Genomic DNA, 21,364 nt, shown 5'->3' on the forward strand with positions numbered 1-21,364 from the left:
CCGCTGATCACCATACTGGCCAGTGGCTTCTGAAAGGCCACATCAACAGGCCTTACAGAAGACCGCACACGATCACACGTCAATATGGGTCAGAAAACTATTGCATAACGGACGGCAACCACAGAAGACATCTGTTCCTCCATGAATGTCGTTGTGGGTGTCACACGCTGTTGGCAAACGCTATAAAAGGCAATCCGGCACCTTTTCGTGCCCTGGTCACCCAAAGGTTCCCGGGAGCTTCCAGATGAACCTCGCCCCCCTGCCCGACATCTACCGCCAGGCCCCCTTTTCGGAGGACTGCGCGCCGCGCCGCCTGCTCCGCCTGTTCAGCGGCAAATGGACCACCATGATCCTGCACACGCTGCACCTGCTTGGCGGTGCATCCCGCCCCGGCCAGCTCCAGCGCACCATTCCGGGCCTGTCAAAGAAGATGATGACACAGACCCTGCGTGAACTTGAACGGATGGGACTGGTGACACGTGAGGTCATGCAGGTCATGCCGCCCGCCGTTGAATACCGCCTGACCGCATTGGGGCGGCAGTTCATAACGCCGCTGGAAATGCTCTATCGCTGGGGGGCGGAACATACGGACCTGCTGGATTGCGTGGAACGGAACATGGCCACCGGGCAGGAACGCTAGCCGCTCAGGGCGCGTCTGGTGCGATCGGCCGGCGTGCCGCATGAAACCCCGCCCACGGGTCCTCCTGCTGTGATGCAAGCCGTTCCACGGCGTTGCCTAGCGTGAATTGCGCGGGACCGGTGAGCATGTCCAGTTCCGCCCACGCCACCGGCATCGAAACCGGTGCGGTGGCGCGTGCACGGGTTGAATAGGGCGCCACCGATGTCGCCCCCCGCTGGTTGCGCAGGTAATCGAGCAGGATCCTGCCATGGCGCTTTGCCCTGGAAACGGTTGTCACAAAGCGCTCGGGGCTGTCGGCGGCCATGACCTGCGCCAGCGTGTGGGCAAAGGTCTTTACCCTGTCCCAGTCCGCCACAGGCTCAAGCGGGGCCACGACATGCAGTCCCTTGCCGCCGGAGGTCTTGACGAAAGCCACCAGACCACGGGCCTCAAGTCGCGCACGCACTTCCCGCGCGGCCGCGATGACTGCCACCCATCCCACATCCTCCCCCGGATCAAGGTCCATGACCAACTGGTCTGGTCGCTCCAGATCAGCGCATGATGCACCCCACGGATGAATTTCCAGCGCGGCCCCCTGCACCAGTCCCATCAGGCCACCAAGATCATGGATACCGATCAGGTGGCCATGCGGATCACCGTGCGGATCATCAAGCGCCAGAATGTGGGAATTCATGCCTTTCCACGCATTTTTCTGAAAGAAGCGTGTCCCCCCGATTCCTTCGGGGCAGCGTAGCAGGGCCAGCGGCCGGTCGGTAATGAACGGGGCCATGCGTGGCCATACGGCAGTATAGTAATCGGCCAGCCCTGCCTTGGTTATGCCAACGTCCGGCCAGTAAACCCGGTCCGGGTGGGTCAGCGTCACGCCCTGGTCATCCGGGGCCGGGGAAGGTTCCGCTGCGGACATTTTGCATCTGCCTTCCTGTGCGGGTGTGCTGCTGCATATGAAGCGGCAGGAGGGTTTCTACCGCCGCATTAGTGGGCAATGGTTTTTACCGGCATGTCAACAAGCTGTATCTGCGGTGTCGTGCCGCCCTGCCATGCGTTGGCGCCCGGTACGATCTGCGGGGTCGGGATATCGGCGCGGTTCCTTTTTTCATCCGGGGTGGAAATGCCAAACCGCCTGTCCCGATCCTCCAGCAGCGACTGGCGTATCTGGCCATCACGGGTAAAGCCCATCATCAGTTGGGGAATCCCCAGGGGCAGGTCATGATCCCGGTCAACCTGCCACGTATGCCATGTCTTGCCATATGTGGTGACAAGATCGGCCATGAACGCATGCTCCCCGATATCGGGTACGCCGGGTGCGACGAGCATGCCGGATTTTACCTCGTAATCATGGCTATGCCATAATTTCCTTTCTTCTTCAGGAAGTGTCCTGAATATTTTCTCACTTACGATATATTCAATCCCGATCAGCCGAGCATTTTTCTGGTTGGCTTCATAAATCACGCATTGATGGAAATCCTCGCTCAGATGCGTGCAGAAATGATTGGCTTCGACCTGACGGCCCAGATCATCGGCATAGAAATGGAAACCGTTGAGGTACTCGCTCATCGCATCAATCGGTTTCTTGACCTGCAAGGTGTCGGCCGCCGTGTCGAGAACATTGCTGCGCAGGGAGGTCGGGCCACCGGGCACGGGCGCCAGCTTCCTGTCCGCCGCACCGGCCCTGCGTCCTGCGATTGCCGCAAAAGGGGCGACGACAAGGGTTGCGGCCAGTGTGCGGTTGAAACATCGCCGACAGGCAAGATTATGCAGGAACGACATGGTCTCTCCTTTCAGGCAATACGAACCGTGCCCGTTGTCGCTATAAAGCACGCCTTCCTGCCGAAGTTTCGTGGCCTGTTACGGACATGGCACGCGATGTAGCCATGCCGCCATGTGCCGCGATGTCGTCAGCATATATCGTGGGGACTGCCTGCCCTTGACGGATTCCTCCAGATCATGAAGGAGTGTCCGGTGTTTTTTCAAAAACCTTCTGACAACAGAAAGCTATTTTCCCTTTTCCCCATCATGGGCACCCCAGCCGCCCCCCATGGCCCGCACAAGGTCGATGCCACTCATCAGGCGACGCGTATTGACCGTAATCAGGTCTTCGCGCGCCTGTAATTCCGCCGTCTGGGCAATGACAACCTGAAGGTAGTCAACGGCCCCTTCGCGATACTGGACACTTGCCAGATGATCGGTGCGCGTGGCGGCCACCACGCCTTCTTCCTGCCGCGCGGCGGCATCGGCAAGGTGATTGAGGAGGGCAAGCTGGTCCTCCACCTCCCGAAAGGCCGTCAGGGCGGTCTGCCGGTAACTGGCTGCGGCCTGCGCATATTCCGCATGCGTGAGCGCCAGATTGGCAAACCGCCGCCCACCGTCGAATATGGCCAGTGTCGCCAGCGCCGGGCCAAGCGCCCAGACACCACTCCCGGCCGAGGCGAGCATGCTGGTCGTGGTTTCCGACCCTCCCGTCGCCCCAAGCGTGATGTTGGGAAAGAAGGCCGCCCGCGCCACGCCGATCCGCGCGTTCGCCGCGGCCATATGCCGCTCCGCCGATGCGACATCGGGCCTGCGTTCCAGCAGGTGGGCGGGTGCGATGACGGGAATGACCGGCACGGGCGGCAGGTCATCTGCTGGCGGGATTGAAAAGGTGGAAGGTTGCTCCCCGATCAGTACGGCAATGGCGTGTTCCACCAGCGCACGGTCCGCCACCTGCTGTTCCAGTTGGGACTGCGTCGTGGTCAACTGCGTGCGGGCACGGCCGACATCGAGTTCATTCGCAGCCCCACCGACAAAGCGCTTTGTCGTCAGGTCCAGCGCGGCGGAATAGGCGGCTATGGTCCTTTGCAGCAGGCTGATGCGCGCATCCAGACCGCGAAGCTGGAAATAATCATCGCCCAGTTCCCCCTCCAGGCTGAGGCGGAGCGCGCCCAGATCGGCCGCACTGGCCTGCGCATTGGCCCGCGCCGCCCTGACCAGATTGCGGATGCGTCCCCAGATGTCCGGCTCCCACGATACGGTGCCGCCGGTTTCAAAGTCATGATATTCGTAATAATTGCCCGTGGCGGGAAACAGGCTGCGTTCACGCTGCGCACTGGCTGTTGCATCAATCTGGGGAAAGAACTCCGCCCGTGCCCGCCTGACCAGCGCGCGCGCCTCGTCATATCGCGCCATGGCGGCAGCCAGTTGCGGGCTGCCATGTTCGATCCGGTCCTCCAGCCGGTCCAGAACCCCATCCCCCATGACCGTCCACCACGCACCGCGTGGCGCCGTATCCGCGGGTTGCGCCGGTGTCCACACGCCCGTTTCCCTGAACGCGCCGGGGATACCGGGCAATACGGGCCTGTGGTAACGCGGGGCCAGATTGCAGCCACACAGCAGCACGAAAAGGAGCAGGACCGCCCTGCCCCGTTCAGGCACCATGCCCGCTCTCACGCGGTCTGACGGGGTCCCCGTCCCCGATATCATCGGGCGGGTTGGTTATGATCCTGTCCTGTGGCGCAAGTCCCGTGACCTCCAGTTCGGTCCCGAAATCGATCAGGATCGAGACAGGCCGTATCCTGACATGGTCATGCGCATCCACCAGCGCCACGGTTGTCCCGTCCAGGCGGAAAAGCAGGCTGCTGGCGGGGATGCGCACGGCGGCCGGCGCCTGTGGCCCAGGGCCATGGAACGTAAAGGCGATCTGGGCATAGGCCCCCGGCTTGAGAAGATTTTCCCCGTTATCATAGACAAGCTGGACCAGCATCGTGCCCGACTGGGAATCCACCGCGTCCGAGGAATGAAGCAGGTGGGCCTCGAACTGCCGGTTGCGGTAATCGGGCACGGTAAAGTGCACGACAAACCCCTCATGCATCCGTGCGGCATAGGCCTGCGGCACACGGACATAAAGCCGCAGGCGGGTCACGTCCGATACGGTAAAAAGCGGCTGGCTGGCCGCCGTGCCCGCCACGATCAGCGCCCCGATATCGGTCGCACGGCTGGTCACCACACCGGCAAAGGGGGCGATGATGCGCTTGAAGGCGGAAAGCGTTTCAAGCCGTTCAACCTCCGCCTCCGCCTCATGACGTGTGGCCTCGCTTGCGGCAAGGTTGCCCCGGCGTTCGTCCGTTTCCTGCTGCGATACGGCATTCTGGGCATTCAGCCGGTCCCACCGGCGCGAGGTAATCCGCGCCAGGTCGCGCTGCGCGGTGCGGGTGCCCAGCGCGGCCCTTGCACCGGCCAGTTGCAGGTCAACATCAGGCGTGTCGATTTCCGCCAGAAGCTGCCCGGCCTCCACCTTCTGCCCGATATCGACATACCATTGCCGCAGGTAGCCATTGGTCCGGGCATAGACGGGGGCGCTGTACCAGGCCTGCAGGATACCGGGCAGCACCAGCGTATCGACGGCATGGCCACCCGGATGCGCGATATTCACGCTGGGCACCAGTGCCGCGACATTGGTGGCATGGAGATTGCGGCGTTCATGAAGACGCGTGAGCGTTCCCGTCATCAGGATGATCCCGAAAAGACATGCGCCGCCAAGGAGGATCCAGCGCAGGCGGGGCCGGGACCCGGCATGTACGGCGGCGGACCCCTCAGCCATGAGAATGTGCCCCGTCGGGGCTACGGCGTGCACGCCGGTCGTAGATGATGGCAAAGAGTGTTGGCACGAAAAACAGCGAAGCGCAGGTGGCGAAGATCAGGCCACCGATGACGGCGCGGCCCAGCGGTGCATTCTGCTCCCCCCCTTCGCCCAGCCCCAGCGCCATGGGCAGCATGCCGATGATCATGGAAAGTGCTGTCATGATGACGGGCCGCAGGCGGGTGCTCCCCGCGTTCAGCGCCGCCTTGAGCGCATCTCCATGTTCTGCCAGTTGTTCGCGGCAGAAGGTGATGACCAGGATGGAATTGGCCGTCCCCACCCCCATGCACATGATCGCCCCCGTCAGCGCGGGGACGGAGAGCGGGGTATGCGTTGCAAACAGCATCCAGCATATACCCGCCAGCGCCCCCGGCAGCGCGAGGACAACGATGCATGGATCGGTCCAGCTCTGGAAATTGATGACGATAAGCAGGTAGATCAGCACGATCGCGCCCAGCAGGCCGAACCCCATGCCCGAAAATGCGGTCGTCATGGCCTGGTACTGGCCGCGCAGCGTGACCGTGACGGTTTCCGGCCGGTCATGCTCCAGACGGTGCAGGGCGGCCTGCACGTCTGATGCAATCGCCCCCAAGTCGCGCCCGTCCCCACCTGCGAACACATCGACCAGCGGGCGGATATTATACTGTGCCTCGACCGGTGACGTCGTGCCGCGCGTGATCGTGCCCAGCGCGCCGAGCACCTGCAACTGTGTGGTTGACGCCCCGGTTACGGGCAGGCCGATGATATCCGCCAGCGAACTGATGCGGTATTCGGGCATCTGCACCGCAATGGGATATGTGACCATGCTGTGCGGGTCCAGCCAGTATAGCGGGGCGGTCTGCACGGTCCCGGCGATGGAGGTGGCGATGGAGGTGGTGACATCACCTTCCGTCAGGCCAAGCTGGCTGATGCGGGTGCGGTCGGCCTCGAAACGCAGTTCGGGATAATGGCCGGGCTGCTGGATGCGGGCATCGACCAGACCATCAATGCGGCGTATGGCGCGCAATATGCGCTCGGCAAACTGTCGCGTCTCGTCCGGGTTGGGGCCGGAAACCTGGATGTCGATCGGGGCCGGTGCGCCGAAATTGAGGATCTGCGTCGTGATGTCCGATGGCAGGAAGGCAAAGCTGGCCTCGGGGAAGGCACGGGGCAGGTCGCGGCGCAGGGTGTGGATGTACTGCGCCGTCGGACGATGGTTTTCCTTCAGCGCGACAAGGATATCCCCGTCCTGCGGCCCGATGGTGCCAGAGGCGTTATAGGCGGTGTTGATCGCGCTCGTCGGCAGGCCGATATTGTCGGCGATGGATTCAAGCTCGGCCGCCGGAACCCGCTGGCGGATCTGTTTTTCGATGCGCTGGAACAGGGCCGACGTCTCCTCGATCCGCATGCCAACGGGGCCGCGCACATGCAGGGTCATCGTGCCCGCATCGACCTGCGGGAAGAAGTTGCGGCCAAGGAACGGGAGCAGGCCCATGCTCAGCCCGGCAAAGCACAGGAACCCGGCCACGAACCGGCCGCGATGCTCCAGTATGCTTTGCAAAAGCGCGCCGTAGCGCCCGCGCAGCGCATCGAAACGCCGCTCGAACCCGTGCTGGAAGCGTGTGAGGATATTTTCCCGATGCTGTCGTGCATCCCCATGCGGGCGCAGCAGGAACATGGCCATGGTCGGCACCAGCGTGCGCGACAGGATGAAGGACATGACCATGGCGAACATGACCGACAGCGCCATCGGCACGAACAGGAATCCCGCAACCCCCGGCAGGTAGAACATCGGCACGAACACGATGCAGATGCAGATGAGCGAGAGGAAGGCCGGGACGATGATCTCACGCGATCCATCGATGATGGCGGCATGGACATCGCTGCCCATTTCCAGATGACGCTCGATATTCTCGATCGTGACCGTCGCTTCATCCACCAGTATGCCCACCGCCAGCGCAAGGCCGCCAAGCGTCATGACATTCAGCGTCTCGCCCAGCGTGGACAGCGCCGCGACCGCCCCCATGACCGATAACGGGATGGAGGTCGCGACAATAAGCGTGGACCGCCACGAGCCAAGGAACAGCAGGATCATGAGGCTGGTCAGTCCCGCCGCGATCGCCCCCTCGCGCATGACCCCTTCCACGGCGGCCCGGACGAACAGCGACTGGTCATTGACGGGCCTGAGCCTGAGTTGCTTTGGCAGGCCGCGTGTCGCATCGGGGATCATCGCCTTGATCCCGGCGACGATGGCGATTGTGGAGGTCGCACCCGATTTCAGCACGGTCATCAGCGCCGAACGCTGCCCATCGACATGCACCACGTTCTGCTGGGGCATGGCGCCGTCGCGCACCCGCACCACCGCGCCATTGACCGTGCGCACCGGCAGCATGTTGAGCAGGTCAACCGAAAGGGGCGCGTTGTTCAGCCGGAAATTATACTGGTATTCGCCGATCTTCACGAAACCGACGGGGGTGATCTGTGTCTGGCTGTTCAGGGCGTTGCCCACATCCTGCGCCGATACGCCCCGGGACTGAAGCTTGCCGGGGTCAAGGTCCATCTGGATCTGGCGCACGCGGCCGCCATAGGGATAAGGCAGGGCGGCACCGGGCACCGTGACCAGACGGTTGCGGATGAAGTTGAAGCCGTAATCATAAAGCTGCTGTTCGCTCATCCCCTCGCCCGACAGGGCAAGCTGCACGATCGGCACGGTGGAGGCGTTGTAGTTCAGGATCAGCGGCGGGGTGGTGCCGATGGGCAACTGGCGCAGGATGGTCTGGGCGATGGCCGTGACCTGCGCGTTGGCGACGCGTACATCGGTGCCCGGCTGGAAGAAGATTTTTGTAACCCCGATCCCTGTCAGCGACTGCCCCTCGATATGTTCGATATTGTTGACCGTTGTGGTCAGCACGCGCTGGAACGGAAGCTCGATGCGCCCGGACATATCCTGCGGCGAAAGGTTGCTGTAGGTCCACGCCACCGCAATGACGGGAATGCCGATATCGGGAAAGATGTCCTCCGGCGTGCGGATGGCGGAAAGCACGCCGGCTATGGCGATCAGGATGGCCATCACGACAAATGTATAGGGACGGGCAAGTGCCAGTTGGACAATTGCATTCATGCCACCTGCCTGCTTCCTCTTGGCTATGATGCCCTGGAGTTCGTTATGCCGTCCGGCTTCGGATAACGCCCGTCATGCTGGCCGGTTCATGGCGCGCGACGGGGAATTTCGTATCAGGGCGCGGTATCGGGCGGTGTGCGCGGATTCCGTGCGGTGGAAGACAACGTGTCGCCCACGGGAAAATTGGTGCGCGTGAAACTGTCCAGACTGCCCAGCGCCAGCAGGATGGACAGCCAGAACAGGCCGCCAAGGGCAAAGATCGTGGCCAGCGCCGGCGCGCGCGTAATACGCATGAAGCCATAGGCCACCAGCAGCGCCATCAGTCCGGCACATCCGCCAATGCCCCAGTTGGCCCCGGCCGCACTCAGGAGCAGTTCCACCGCCAGCAGCAGCAGCAACGCGGCCCAGCATGACACGATGCCTGCCATCACACCCGCCCGATCAGGTACAGGACGGGGAACAGCAGGACCCAGACCATGTCAACGAAGCTCCAGTAAAGACCGACGACCTCCACCGGCACGACCCGGAGCGGCGTCCCCCTGCCCCGGTAAACCCGCAGGCAGACCCACGCGATCAGGCCGATCCCCACCAGCATGTGCAGGCCATGCAGCGCGGTGGACAGGAAATAGAAACTGTAGAAAAGCTGCGCCCCGCCCGCCTGCGGACCGCCAAGGGCAAATCCGGGGCCGGGGAACAGGTGCTCATCCAGTTCGGTATGCCATTCCCATCCCTTCAGGCACAGGAAGGCCACACCAAGCCCGGCCGCGCCAAGCCCCGCATGCAGGACGGCGCGCGCATTGCCGTTGCGCGCGGATTCAACCCCAAGAGTATAGAGCATGCTGCTGCTCAGCAGGAGTGCGGTGTTGATGCCGCCGATCATGAGGCTGGTCTGCCTGACCCCCAGCGCCCAGCCTGCGGCGCGGGTGTGGGAATAGACCACAAAGATCAGGAACAGGCCGCCAAACAGCAGGATTTCACTGGCAAGGAACAGCCACATGCCGGCGATTGCCGTCTCGTCACGATGCTGCACACTGTCATAGGGGGCGAGATGTTCAGACATGCGGGGCCTCCGCACGCGGGGCGGTGTCCGGATGGTCCAGCGCCGCGTAATCATAGGCCTCATGCGTGACGACGGGCGGGGTGGCGAAGTTTTGCGTCGGCGGGGGCGAGGATGTCCGCCATTCGAGCCCGGTTGCCTGCCACGGATTGTCGGTGGCCCGCGCGCCACGGAACAGCGACCAGGCGAAGTAGACCAGCGGCAGGATATAGGCCAGCGCAAGGATGCTGGCCCCTGCGGAGGACAGGACATTGAGCACCTGAAACTGCGCGGGATAGGTCGCATACCGGCGCGGCATGCCCTCATACCCCAGGATGAACTGGGGAAAGAATGTCAGGTTGAAGCCGAAGAACAGCAGCGCCGCCGCCGTGCGCCCCCACATTTCGGGATACATGCGCCCTGCCATCTTGGGCCACCAGTAATGCAGCCCGGCAAAGTAGGCCGAGACCATGCCCCCGACCATGATGTAGTGGAAATGCGCCACCACGAAATATGTCTGCGTCAGGTGCACGTCACTGGCCAGGGACGCGAGGAACAGCCCCGTAAGGCCGCCGACCGTAAAAAGCCCGATGAACCCCATGGCGTAAAGCATCGGCGCGTCAAGCCGTATGGCCCCCCCATGCATGGTGCCCAGCCAGTTGAAGACCTTGATGGCCGATGGCACCGAGACCAGGAAACTCAGCATCGAAAACACGACCGCCGCATACAGCGATGTGCCGGCCACGAACATGTGGTGCCCCCAGACCAGAAAGCCGATGGCCGCGATGGAAATGGAAGACCACGCCACGAAGCGGTAGCCGAAGACCGGCTTGTGGCAGAACGTGCTCACGACCTCGCTGACCACGCCCATGCCCGGCAGGATCATGATGTACACCGCCGGGTGGGAGTAGAACCAGAACAGGTGCTGGAACAGGAGCGGATCGCCCCCCAGCGCGGGGTCAAAGACCCCGACATGGAAGAAATGCTCGAACGCCAGCAAAAGCAGCGTGATGCTGAGCACCGGGGTCGCCAGCACGAAAATGACGCTGGTGGCATACAGCGCCCACAGCATGAGCGGCAGCCGGTACCATGTCAGCCCCGGCGCGCGTAGCTGATGGATGCTGATGATGAAGTTCACGCCCGTGGCGATGGAGGAAAACCCGCTGAGGAACACCCCCGCCACGACCGGCAGCACGCGCCCTTCGGCATAATCGGTGGAAAGCGGGGTATAGAAGGTCCATCCCGTTTCCAGCCCCCCACGGAACAGCCCGTAGACCACCAGCGCACCTGCCATGATGAACAGGTACCAACTGATCAGGTTCAGGCGTGGAAACGCCAGGTCCTCTGCGCCGAGCATGAGGGGGACGAGAAAATTGCCCAGCGTGACCGGGATGGACGGCACAAGGAACAGCCAGACCATGACAATGCCATGCATGGTGAACATGCGGCTGTATGTCCCGTCGGACAGGATCGCCCCGGTGGGGGAAATCAGGTGCAGCCGGATCAGGGCCGCGCCAAAGCTGCCAAGGGCGAAAAACGCGGTGATCGTGGCCATGTAGAGCAGCGCGATCCGTTTATGGTCGGTTGTCAGCAGCCACGAGCGCAGCGTGCCATCCTGCCACAGGTAGCTGCGCTGCACGATGTCGGGACCGGGTATGGGGTTCATGGTGTCAGTTCCCTTCACGCACGCCGACAGCCGAGACCCCCATGCCCGATGAACGGGCGGGCGAAAGGGTCTGGAGATAGGCGATCAGGGCCGCCACGTCCTCCTCCCCCAGCACGCCACGGTACGACGGCATCCGGGTGGCGTAAGCTGCCTCATCCCCGCGCGCAGGCCCGGCATGGAGGATGGCGTCGTGCAAGAACGCGCTATCGACCCGTACGCGCCGGCCATCCGCCCCGGTGATCTCGCTGCCATACAGTCCCACCATGGACGGCGCGCGGCCGGTGTCGTCCGCACCGGGGGCATAAGGCTGCGACACATGGCAGCCGCTGCATCCGTTGCGGATGAACAGGGCCTCCCCCCTGGTGGCAAGGCTGCCGCTCGCGGGGGTCTGCCCCAGCCATCCGGCATACTCCGTCGGGGTCAGGACAATCAGGGTGCCGGTCATGCGCGAATGTCCGATGCCACAGAACTGCGTGCAGTAAAAACGGAAGGATCCCGCCCTTGTGGCGGTGAACCACAGGCTCTGGTACCGGCCGGGCAGCACGTCATGCTTGATCCGCAGTACGGGGATCGAGAAATCATGGATGACATCTTCCGACGTCAGCAGAAGTTGCACCGGCCGCCCCAGTGGCACATGCAGCGCATTGATCTCGCGCTGGCCACCGGGATACTGGACCTTCCACATCCACTGCTTGCCGGTGACATAGATCTGGATCGCACCGGACGGTGGCTGGAACCCCACCACGTAAAGCCGCGCCGCCCAGATGAAGAGCGCGAAGAAGACAGCCAGCGTCATCGAGGTCCAGCCAATCTCGAAACGCCAGCTTTTATGGGCCACCGTCTCCTCCGACACGGGCACCCGGCTTCCTACGCGGAAGCGGATGATGTTGAGCATCATCAGCCCGAACACCAGCCCAAGTACCGCCAGACTGATCAGCAGCAGCCCCGCCAGCAGGATATCGACCCGGCCGGCATGGGCCGAGGCTTCGGGCAGCCAGGTCATCGCTGCCCCCGCCAGTGGGCCATGCCCAGCAGGGTACCAAGCGTCAGCACGGTCAGGCCGGCACCCAGCTTCAGCAGTTTTTCCACCGCCAGCGTATAACGCCCGGTCGTCTCATCATAATGGAAGCACAGAAGCAGGATGGGCACGGCCCGGGCTTGCTCCCCGCGCGCGGCATGGGACAGGGCCTGGCGTATGTCGCCCGGCCGGTAGCCAATGCCCAGCACATAGCCCGAGACGATGCCCGCCGGTGTGATGAACACCAGCCCCATGGGGTGCAGGTACTGATGCAGTTTTTCGTCATAGCGCGCGTGAAATCCCACCGCACGCGACAGGCGCTGTATGCTGGCGGGTGCGCCGGTCACGAAATGCCATCCCTGCCCGGCCCCGGGATCGGCAGATCGCGCCAGATCCTCCTCCAGCGCCTGCCGCGCCATGATGCGTGTTTCCGCAGGGTCGATGCTGACAACCAGCAGCGTATAATCGGCCGGTGTTTTCAGCCCACCCCGCGCCAGCGCATCCAGCAGGTCCCTGCGTTCGAGTTCGCACATGTTGGGGCAGGCATAATATCCCATCGAGACGATGGTGGCCCCATGGCCCAGAAAGGCCCCGAGTGGCCGGGTCTGCCCCGATGTATCGGTAAAGGGCGTATCCAGCGGCAGGGCGGTGCCCTGTCGCGGGGTAAAGGCCAGCGCCTGCAATGCTTCCTTTGCATCAGCATATCGTGCCCGCCATGCAGGCGCGATACAGGCCAGCACAATCGCCAGCATTACGTAACGGATGGCACAGTGCCCCATCATGGTGACACCCCTTCGCCTGTCGGCCAGCCGGGGATTCCCTCATCCGCGATGTCCTGCATCGCCTGCGCGATCGGGATATGCCCGATGCCCCTGTCCCTGTCCGTCCAGCCGGAACTGTTGAGAATATCGCGCTCATGTGCCGCAAACGCCGCCATGTCCGCCGCCGGATCGGATTGCAGGCGCGGTTCGGCAATGACCGGGAAAGGCGGCTTGAGCAGGCGATCAAGCGACTTTTGCGGAAACAGCATGTCCGCCACCACCACAAGCCCCCCCACTGCCAGACCGATGGCCAGTCCCCCGGCCATGACCGCGCGAAAGGAGATGTCGCGGAGTTCATGCCGCGGCGGTGGCTGCGCGCCGGGATGCTGCTCAGACATGGGCATCCCTCCGCGCGTCCCTGCATGGCGCGAATGGTGCCAGCGTGCCGGGGCGGAACGCCGCAAGGACACTGGCGCTGCCGAAGAAGGCAAGCGACAGCAGCACCGGCAGCACCATATGCGCAGAGGTCCGGCCGGGCAGCACAAGCCAGAAATTGCGCACCACCTCCATACCCACCAGCAACGCAGCCACCGCCACGACAACGGGACGCCGCACCTGCAGGGACGGTATGGCCAGCAGCACAAACGGCGCGATGAAATGCAATCCCACAAGACCCAGCGCCACCATCCCCCACCCGCCGCGCAGGCGCGGGCCGTACCATGCGGCCTCCACCGGCAGGTTCGACTGCCACACGATCAGGAACTGCATGAAGTCCAGATAGGCCCACAGCACCGTAAGCCCCAGCAGCAGGCGCGCCAGATCCCGCAGCTCCGCCGTGCTGGCCTGCATGCCCGCCAGCACGATCCCCACGGCGAATGCCAGCAGCACCGCCCCGGCAGAGGCGACAAGCCCGTAAGCACTGGAACTGAAATGCGGATCAAGGGATTCCGTCAGGTCGATTGCGGCAAAACCGGATGTAAATCCCAGCACGATCAGCCCCGCTGGCGCCACCCGCCCCAGATCCCGCCCGCGCAGGCAGATCAGGCCCAGCACGCCCCACGCAACCCCATAGAGCGCCGCCCGCGCCAGTGCGGCCGGCGCATTGAGATAGAAACCGTTTGTCAGCACCACCGTCCCGTCCGGGTGCAGCCATGGATACAGGTAACGCGCGCCCAGCATCACGCCCCCCAGCGCGGGCAGGCCCACAGGCAGCGTCGCAATCCCCGCGCGCAGGGCAGGATGCAGGATTTCACCCCAGCGCCCGCCCGTCAGGGCATGCACCAGCAGGAGCGCCATGCTGCCCAGCGGCCAGCCAAGCCATGCCGCCCCAACTGCAAGCCATGCGGGAAACAGGGCGGCGGGCATCCGGATGGCGCTGGCCACCATGCCAGCCAGCGCGACAGCCGCAACCAGGAGCGCCACGCGCCGGGCGCGGGTCATGGCCGGATGGCCTGTGGCAAGGCGGGCCGTGCGGCCAGCATGGCGTACTGACTGCGGCGCAGCGCATACAGGTAGGCCACGATGGCCCATCGGTCATCGGGCATGATCCGTTGGGCAAAGCCATACATGATCCCCTGCCCCGACGTGATGATGGCATAAAGCTGCGCCGGTGTGGCGCTGCGTGTCGGGGCGGTCGCAAGGGGGAGCGGCGCGGGAAAACCCCTTTGCACCACCATGCCGTCCCCCTGCCCCGTCCGGGCATGGCACGGCGCGCAGAAGGCATCATATTCACTGCGCCCCAGTTGCAGCAGGGCCAATGTCAGGGCGGGCGCGGGATGTGGGGCGTCATGATATTCCACGCTGCCCTGCGCCACGTCCGCCGGCGCGCTGCGGGCGCTGGCATATGGGTTTTCCTTATGCTGCTTCGACATGTCATCGCACCCGGCAGCCAGAAGCAGCAGCGCGCCGGGCAGGATGCGCAGCGGCCACACGGGCCTCATGGCGCGATGTCCTCGATCGTCAGTGCACCATGCCGGACGAACACGGCCCGCACCGCATCACTGTCATCAAACCCGCGCACCACGGCCACATGGCCGCCTGTCATGACCCCCTGCATGGCCCCGGCCTCATCCACCGGATCATGAAGGCGTGGCAGGCGCACGGTCGCGAAATAACCGATCATGCCCGCAAGGATCGCCCCCATCACCGCCAGTTCAAAACTGGCCGGGATGTAGGACGGCCACGAAAGATCCGGCCTGCCACCGATATCCTGCGGGTAAGCCAGTGTCGTGGCATAGACCTGCATGCCAAAGCCACCCACAGCCCCCACCATGCCCCCGCCCAGCATGAGCAGCGGCACGATGGAGAAAGAACCGCCCTCCTCCGGCGGGGACGCGCCATAGGTTTCAACCCGGCAGGTCACATCACGCCGCAGGTCGGCCACGGCATCATGCAGGGCGCGTTCCGTGGCGAAGGCCGCGACAATCATGGCCGGTTACCGATCATGGCGCGCATCTCCGCCATGGCAAGCATGGGGATGAAGCGCAGCAGCAGGAGAAAGGCGGTCAGGAACAGCCCGATACTGCCGCACAGCAGGCTCCATTCCCACATGGTGGGCATGTACTGCCCCCATGCGGAAGGAAGCTGCGTGCGTGCAAGACTGGTGACGATGATTTCAAAGCGCTCCAGCCACATGCCGACCAGCACGCCAAGGCAGACCAGCCACACCACCGGCCGGTTCAGCCTGACCGCGCGCCACCACAGCAGTTGCGGAAACACGATATTGAGCACGATGGTGCCACAGTAGATGGGCGCGTACAGGCCACGAAGCCGGAAGGCGAACATGATCCTGTCCGCCGGGTCGGGGCCGTAATATGTTGAAAACACATCCATCACATAGGCGTAGGCCACGCACAGGCTGCTGGTGAGCAGCAGGCGTCCCAGTATGTCGATGTGCCGCGGCGTGATGTAGGCCTGCAGTCCCATGGCCGGGCGCAGCGGTATCACCGCCAGCAGCACGATGGCAAACCCCGACAGCGCCGCGCCGAAGACAAAGAATGTCGGGAACTGGGTCGAATGCCATCCGGGTGTGGCGCCCCCCGCGAAATCCATGCCGACGATGCTGTGGACCGAGACAACCAGCGGCGCCATCAGCGCCGCCATGACGCCATAGACAGGCTGGTAATGCCGCCACTGCCGCCCCGAGCCACGAAACCCCATCGCCAGCACGCCATAGAACACGCGCTGCCAGCGCCTCTGCGCCCGGTCGCGCAGGGTGGCCAGATCGGGCAGCAGCCCGAAATACCAGAACAGGATCGAACACAGCACATAGGCAAGGATGGCAAAGAAATCCCACACAAGCGGGCTGCGGAACTGCGCCCACAGCCCCATGGTGTTGGGATAGGGAAACAGCCAGTAGAAAAAACGCGGCCGCCCCAGGTGCAGGATGGGAAATATGGCCGCGCAGAGCGCAGCGCACAGGGTCAGGCTTTCGGCCAGGCGGTTGAGCGAGGTACGCCACGGCGCGCGCAGCAGGAAGAACAGGGCTGAAATGAACGTCCCGCCCGAGGCGATGGCGATCCACCAGACGTAATTGAGGATGTCAAACCCCCACGCCACGGGCCAGTCGATCCCCCATATGCCCAGCCCCGCGTAAAACAGCCACGCCACGGACACGACCCCCATGCCCAGCAGTGCAAGGGCAAGGCCCAGCCCCAGCCACCACCACAGGGGCGTCCATCCCTCCTCGCCCTCATGCAGGGTGATGGCGCAGATGCGTTGCGTCAACGAATGCGGGGTCTCGGTGGGGAAGATGAGGACATCATCCCCCGTCCCGGCACCTGTGCCCCCCGTCATGACGCAATCGCCGGATTGCGATTGAGGATACGCCCCTCATAGGTCACGCGCGGGTGCGTGCCCTGTTCGGGCAGGGCGGCATAGGTCAGCGGACTGGCCTTGCGGCGTGTCACTTCTGCTGCGGGATCGTTGATATCGCCAAAGCTGATGGCCTGTGCGGGACATGCCGCCTGACAGGCAGTGACAACATGTTCACCCACCCCATCGCGGTCGGCAACAATGCGGGCCTGGGCGATGCGCTGCACGCAGAAGGTACATTTTTCCATAACGCCGCGCGCCCTGACCGATACATCGGGGTTGCGGCTGATGGCGGGCCTGCTCTCCTGTTCGGCGAAGGCGAAGTAATTGAACCGCCTGACCTTGTAGGGGCAGTTGTTGGAACAGAATTTCGTGCCGATACACCGATTATAGACCATGACATTCAGGCCTTCAGAATCATGCGTTGTCGCCCCCACCGGACAGACGGTTTCGCACGGTGCCTGTTCGCAATGCATGCAGAGCATCGGCTGGAAGAACGTATCAGGCGCGTGCTGCGTTCCTTCGTACACACGGTCAATCCGCAACCAGTGCATTTCGCGCTGGCGCAGCACCTCCTCACGGCCCACCACGGGGATATTGTTCTCCACCTGGCAGGCGGTTACACACGCGTTGCAGCCAATGCAGGCATTGAGGTCGATGCTCATGCCCCATGCCACGGGGGCATCGGGTTCGCGGCGGTACAGCGTGTCCTGCGCCCCGGATATGTTGCCAAGGAAATCCGCGCGCTCATGGAACTGCGCCAGCGTGCCATGCCGCGCCACGTCGGATGGGGATGCATCGACCCGCGTGGCGTGATGCTCCGTGCTGGCGACGGGCACGCCGCCGCCATGCGCCGCCTCGATCCTGACGGGGCCATCGGCCTCGCGGAACGGATACAGGTCGCAGCCGACATCACTGCCCGTCTCGCCCGCGTGGCGGCGTCCCCATCCCAGCAGACCGACCACACAGCCTGCCGCCTGCCCCGGCTGTATCCATACGGGAAGCTGCGTCCGGGTGGCGCCACGGGTCAGGCTTACCCTGTCGCCATTGCGCAGGTTCATCGCCTGCGCCATGTCGGGCGGGATCAGCAGCGGATTGTCCCACACCACCTTGCTCAGGGGGCGGGGCAGTTCCTGCAGCCACGGATTGTTGGCCCCACGCCCGTCCCACAGGTACGGATCCGGCCGCAGCAGCAGTACGGGCCCTGTGGGCTTCTGCTGCGACGGGGCCGGTGATGCCACGCGCATGGCCGCCTGCCGCAGGGGCGCCTCCATCCGTCGTGACGCCGTTCCCGCAATGACACCGGCCGCAAGGGCATCGTGCCAGTCACGCGCTGACGGAAGCTGCGTGCGCCATGTCGCGCGCACCATGTCCATGGCCGGGCGCAATGGCTGGCCCAGGCAGGCATGCAGGGCGCTTACGGCGTTCATGCCGCCATAAAGCGGCATGGCCTGTGGCTGGATGAGGGCAACGGTGCCGTCATGCCCGCGCGCATCGCCCCATTCCTCCATCATATGCGCAAGGGGCACATGCCAGTGCGCGGCCAGCGCCGTTTCATGCGGGCGATCCGACAGGGCAATGCTGGTGGGCACATGCTTCAGTGCCGCGGCAAAGCGGGGCGACTGATGGACGGGATTTACATCCAGTATCAGCAGCGCCTGAACCGCGCCACGTTCCATGTCATCCATCAGTGCGTCCAGGGTGCCGCCAGGCGCAAGCGATTGGTACAGGGGCGATTCAACAACATCGAACACCTGTCCCCGCCCGCCCAGCGCCTCGTTCATGGCCAGCATGGCGGCCTGTGCCTCCGGCGGGTAGTCGGGGCCAAGATGCACGAAGGCCCGGCCATGATGGGCGCGCAGGTCATCGGCCACCGGGCCAAGCCAGTCAGGCCCGCCCGAGGGGGCCTCACCTTGCAGGATATGGGCCGACAGCCTCCCGATCACCTCGTCCATCATGCCCGGCGTCGCGATGAAGCGGTGATCCGCCGCAACGCCGGTCAATGACGGTGTGGGTTCCACTGCATAAAGCCGGTTCATGGGACCGTTGACAGGATTGCGGCGCGCGGCAAAGGCGCGGGCATGGTTCAGGTGTCCCGGTGCACTGTCGAGCAGGTCACTATCGAGCGCAAGCAGCACGTCCGCCCGGCCCAGATCGGCAACCACCGCAGTGGGCGCGCCATAAGCAAGGCCAAGCCCGCGTGTGACATTTTCACGCCCGATTGCGTCCCACCCATGCCATGCCGCACCGGGAAAGGCCGCAAGAACCTGCTCGATCGCCCGGCCCAGCGTCGGGGACGTGACCGTGCCGGTCAGGATACGCAGCCCCTCGCCCGCATGTGCGCCATCCGGGCGCGGGGCCATGGCGGTTGCGCGCATCTTCTGCATGGCGGCGGCAAGGTCCGGCCATGAGGTCGGCATGCCCTTGTGAAGCGGGCCTGTCGCCCGGTCGGGATCATAAAAATCGTAGATCAGCGCCTGCGCCATCACGTCCGTCGCGCCGAGGCTGCCGGGATGATCGGGATTGCCTTCCACCTTGATGGGCCGTCCCATCTGGTGCGTGACCACAATGCCCTCCGCATAGCCATCGCGCACATGGGCCGTGGCGTACATGTTCGGCAGGCCGGGCACCACGCCTTGCGCCGCGCGCACGGCCGAGACGAAACCCCGGTCCGGCGTGCCGGGATCACAACTGGCCACCCAGCCACTGGCCAGTGCAAGCCCCAGCAACTTGAGCACGCGCCGACGGTCCAGCGTGTGGGACAGCGCGCTTTCGAACTGTGGGAAGTGCTGCAGCAGTTCCGTATCCGACACCATGGCGCGCGGGCGCGGCGTCCCCCCTAGCGATGGCATATCGAACATTCCGTCAGGTTACGCCCGCCAAGGTGATACCGGGCCATCAGCGCGGCGATCCCCGGTGTGCCGGGACCACGATGCCAGTCCGTGTCGAATATGTTTTCTGCCGGGCGCAGGTTCGGTCCGGGATTACGGTGACACTCCACACAGAACTGCATTGTCAGTGTCTTCGCCTTGTAGGTCAGCGGCATGGCGGCCACATTGCCGTGGCAGGTTTCGCAGCCAACCCCTTTGGCGACATGGATGCTGTGATTGAAATAGACGTAGTCCGGCACATTGGTCACACGCTGCCATGTCATGGGGGTGTTCCTCAGCAAGCTGTCCCGAACGGCCGCGAGCACGGCGGCATTTGTCCAGATCTGTGAATGGCATGTCATGCAGGTAAAGGTTGGCGGCAGGCTGGCCTGTGCGCTGCATTCCACACTGCTGTGGCAGAAGCGGCAATCAAGCCCGAGGCCCGCGACATGGTGCTGGTGGCTGAAGGGAACAGGCTGTTCGACGGCCCAGCCCACATGCCGGTCATAATCCGAATACGGCCATGCAAACCACAGCAGGCATCCACTGACGAGAACACAGGCAACAAGAACCAGGCATGTGGTCATGATGATATTGGCGCGGGGGGTGAATGGCGCTCCCATCTGTTTGCGTTCCATCCGTGACGGCGGCTTTCAAAGCCTGTTTCTGTCGGGCCACAGGCAGGCACGCGGTTCGCTTGGGGATCCTGTCACGCAGAACGTCACTGTCGGGAAAAACGATCCCATCACAAGGCAGTGAATACTGCGCATGTTCCGTAATGGATAAATCATGCTGCCGCAGGCGAAGTATTCATGGCCATGACCCCGGTCCCGCAACAGGATCGGTTGACGCTGATGGGACTGAAGAAGGCTCCGGACTGCCTTCGATAATGCAAGGGGCAGATGCGCAATCACAAAGGGCGTGCTGTTTCCCCTGACGCATGCCGTCGGATCGTCGATAAGGGGTATGGCAGCAACAGGGAAGCACCTGTCTTCATGACAGGCATCGTCATGGACGGCGATACAAGGGGAAAGCTGTTCGGAAAAACCGGGGGACTGGCGTCATGTCACACCATGTTATGCGCGCCACGTCCGTCATCTTCCGGTTGCCATAAAGGGGCCTGCCCGCGCAGGCGGAAGTCATCCCGCCTGCAGGGCTGCCTTCAGATGTTCCAGCCGATTTGAGACATGACGGTAATTCAGTGCCTTCTCGACATGCCGCAGGTGGACATCCATCAACCTTGCGGCTTCCGTTGGATCCCCCTTTTCGAGGGCATCGATGATCTGGCCATGTTCGCAGCATGATTCATGCGCGTCATGGGTGGACTGGTACAGGGCGGCAATCAGAACAGTTCGTGTCGTCAGGTCCTGCAACAGGGAACCGAGCACGGGATTTCCAAGCGTTTCGGCAAGGCAGACATGGAAATGGCCGAGAAGATAGCTGCGCTGCGCACGGTCACCGGATGCAAGGGCCTGCTGTTCGGACAGGACATGCTCCCGCAGGGTCCGGATCTGGGATGGCTGTATGTCATCTATGGTGACAAGCATCCCGACCTCCAGCGCGCGGCGGGCGTCGATCGTATGGCGCGCCTCCTCCACCGAAGGTTCAATGACGAACCATCCCCGGCGGGGCGAGACTTCGACAATGCCGCGGGCCTGCAGGCGCATCATCGCCTCCCGGACAAGCGTGCGGGAGACATTGAAGATCTGCGAAAGGTCCTTTTCGCCCAACCGCTCCCCCGGGGCGATCTGACCCGACAGGGCCGCCCGGATGATACGATCCTCGATGATGTGAGGATTCCTGTCGGCCGTTTTATCCTGCTCTTGCATACCAGATAGTATGCGCAAC

The 21,364-nt window shown here is 63.7% G+C and carries 19 protein-coding genes; 1 reads left to right on the forward strand and 18 read right to left on the reverse strand.

All coding sequences use genetic code 11. The features are described 5' to 3' along the window. Window positions 1-244 precede the first annotated feature (244 nt). Window positions 245-640, forward strand: a complete 396-nt coding sequence (locus CFR72_RS11595) for a winged helix-turn-helix transcriptional regulator (protein WP_110914099.1) — start codon at window positions 245-247, stop codon at window positions 638-640. 4 nt (window positions 641-644) lie between these two features. Here CFR72_RS11595 and ligD read toward each other — a convergent pair whose 3' ends face one another. From ligD to CFR72_RS11685, 18 genes are all read right to left on the reverse strand, one after another. Then, on the reverse strand, window positions 645-1,544 hold the full coding sequence (gene ligD / locus CFR72_RS11600) for a non-homologous end-joining DNA ligase (RefSeq protein WP_110914100.1): 900 nt from the start codon (window positions 1,542-1,544) through the stop codon (window positions 645-647). A gap of 68 nt (window positions 1,545-1,612) precedes the next feature. Then, window positions 1,613-2,407, reverse strand: a complete 795-nt coding sequence (locus CFR72_RS11605; RefSeq protein WP_244182273.1) for an OBAP family protein — start codon at window positions 2,405-2,407, stop codon at window positions 1,613-1,615. Window positions 2,408-2,632: 225 nt separating this feature from the next. Then, entirely contained in the window at window positions 2,633-4,051 is a 1,419-nt protein-coding gene (locus CFR72_RS11610; protein ID WP_110914102.1) for an efflux transporter outer membrane subunit, read from the reverse strand. Beyond that, entirely contained in the window at window positions 4,041-5,213 is a 1,173-nt protein-coding gene (locus CFR72_RS11615) for an efflux RND transporter periplasmic adaptor subunit (protein ID WP_110914103.1), read from the reverse strand. Before CFR72_RS11615 ends, CFR72_RS11610 begins: the two co-directional genes overlap by 11 nt. Continuing rightward, window positions 5,206-8,352, reverse strand: a complete 3,147-nt coding sequence (locus tag CFR72_RS11620; protein WP_110914104.1) for an efflux RND transporter permease subunit — start codon at window positions 8,350-8,352, stop codon at window positions 5,206-5,208. The genes CFR72_RS11615 and CFR72_RS11620 overlap by 8 nt, the downstream gene beginning before the upstream one ends. Window positions 8,353-8,465: 113 nt before the next feature. After that, complete coding sequence (locus CFR72_RS11625) at window positions 8,466-8,780, reverse strand: hypothetical protein (RefSeq protein ID WP_216657468.1); 315 nt, start codon at window positions 8,778-8,780, stop codon at window positions 8,466-8,468. Further along, the gene (locus CFR72_RS11630) at window positions 8,780-9,412 is read right to left on the reverse strand and encodes a cytochrome c oxidase subunit 3 (protein WP_110914106.1); all 633 of its coding nucleotides are present in this window, start codon (window positions 9,410-9,412) and stop codon (window positions 8,780-8,782) included. Before CFR72_RS11630 ends, CFR72_RS11625 begins: the two co-directional genes overlap by 1 nt. Then, on the reverse strand, window positions 9,405-11,054 hold the full coding sequence (locus tag CFR72_RS11635) for a cytochrome c oxidase subunit I (protein WP_110914107.1): 1,650 nt from the start codon (window positions 11,052-11,054) through the stop codon (window positions 9,405-9,407). Before CFR72_RS11635 ends, CFR72_RS11630 begins: the two co-directional genes overlap by 8 nt. A gap of 4 nt (window positions 11,055-11,058) precedes the next feature. Then, the gene (gene coxB, locus CFR72_RS11640) at window positions 11,059-12,057 is read right to left on the reverse strand and encodes a cytochrome c oxidase subunit II (protein WP_110914108.1); all 999 of its coding nucleotides are present in this window, start codon (window positions 12,055-12,057) and stop codon (window positions 11,059-11,061) included. Then, window positions 12,054-12,854 carry an SCO family protein gene (locus CFR72_RS11645; protein ID WP_110914109.1) on the reverse strand — a complete coding sequence of 267 codons (801 nt, stop codon included), beginning with the start codon at window positions 12,852-12,854 and terminating at the stop codon, window positions 12,054-12,056. Before CFR72_RS11645 ends, coxB begins: the two co-directional genes overlap by 4 nt. Further along, on the reverse strand, window positions 12,851-13,231 hold the full coding sequence (locus CFR72_RS11650; protein WP_233043228.1) for a hypothetical protein: 381 nt from the start codon (window positions 13,229-13,231) through the stop codon (window positions 12,851-12,853). The genes CFR72_RS11645 and CFR72_RS11650 overlap by 4 nt, the downstream gene beginning before the upstream one ends. Further along, window positions 13,224-14,273: a hypothetical protein gene (locus tag CFR72_RS11655; protein ID WP_110914110.1), complete on the reverse strand. Its 1,050-nt coding sequence runs from the start codon at window positions 14,271-14,273 to the stop codon at window positions 13,224-13,226. The genes CFR72_RS11650 and CFR72_RS11655 overlap by 8 nt, the downstream gene beginning before the upstream one ends. Next, window positions 14,270-14,773, reverse strand: coding sequence for a c-type cytochrome (locus tag CFR72_RS11660; protein ID WP_110914111.1), 504 nt, complete (start codon window positions 14,771-14,773; stop codon window positions 14,270-14,272). The genes CFR72_RS11655 and CFR72_RS11660 overlap by 4 nt, the downstream gene beginning before the upstream one ends. Continuing rightward, window positions 14,770-15,261, reverse strand: coding sequence for a quinol:electron acceptor oxidoreductase subunit ActD (locus CFR72_RS11665; protein WP_110914112.1), 492 nt, complete (start codon window positions 15,259-15,261; stop codon window positions 14,770-14,772). Before CFR72_RS11665 ends, CFR72_RS11660 begins: the two co-directional genes overlap by 4 nt. Further along, window positions 15,258-16,628: an NrfD/PsrC family molybdoenzyme membrane anchor subunit gene (nrfD, locus tag CFR72_RS11670; RefSeq protein ID WP_110914113.1), complete on the reverse strand. Its 1,371-nt coding sequence runs from the start codon at window positions 16,626-16,628 to the stop codon at window positions 15,258-15,260. Before nrfD ends, CFR72_RS11665 begins: the two co-directional genes overlap by 4 nt. After that, window positions 16,625-19,498 carry a 4Fe-4S dicluster domain-containing protein gene (locus CFR72_RS11675; RefSeq protein WP_208630028.1) on the reverse strand — a complete coding sequence of 958 codons (2,874 nt, stop codon included), beginning with the start codon at window positions 19,496-19,498 and terminating at the stop codon, window positions 16,625-16,627. Before CFR72_RS11675 ends, nrfD begins: the two co-directional genes overlap by 4 nt. Next, complete coding sequence (locus tag CFR72_RS11680) at window positions 19,486-20,139, reverse strand: cytochrome c3 family protein (RefSeq protein WP_233043231.1); 654 nt, start codon at window positions 20,137-20,139, stop codon at window positions 19,486-19,488. The genes CFR72_RS11675 and CFR72_RS11680 overlap by 13 nt, the downstream gene beginning before the upstream one ends. Before the next feature lie 516 nt (window positions 20,140-20,655). Beyond that, complete coding sequence (locus CFR72_RS11685; RefSeq protein WP_110914115.1) at window positions 20,656-21,345, reverse strand: GntR family transcriptional regulator; 690 nt, start codon at window positions 21,343-21,345, stop codon at window positions 20,656-20,658. Window positions 21,346-21,364: the final 19 nt, after the last annotated feature.

Origin of the sequence: Gluconacetobacter entanii (assembly GCF_003206495.1) — a bacterium.
Lineage (GTDB): Bacteria > Pseudomonadota > Alphaproteobacteria > Acetobacterales > Acetobacteraceae > Novacetimonas > Novacetimonas entanii.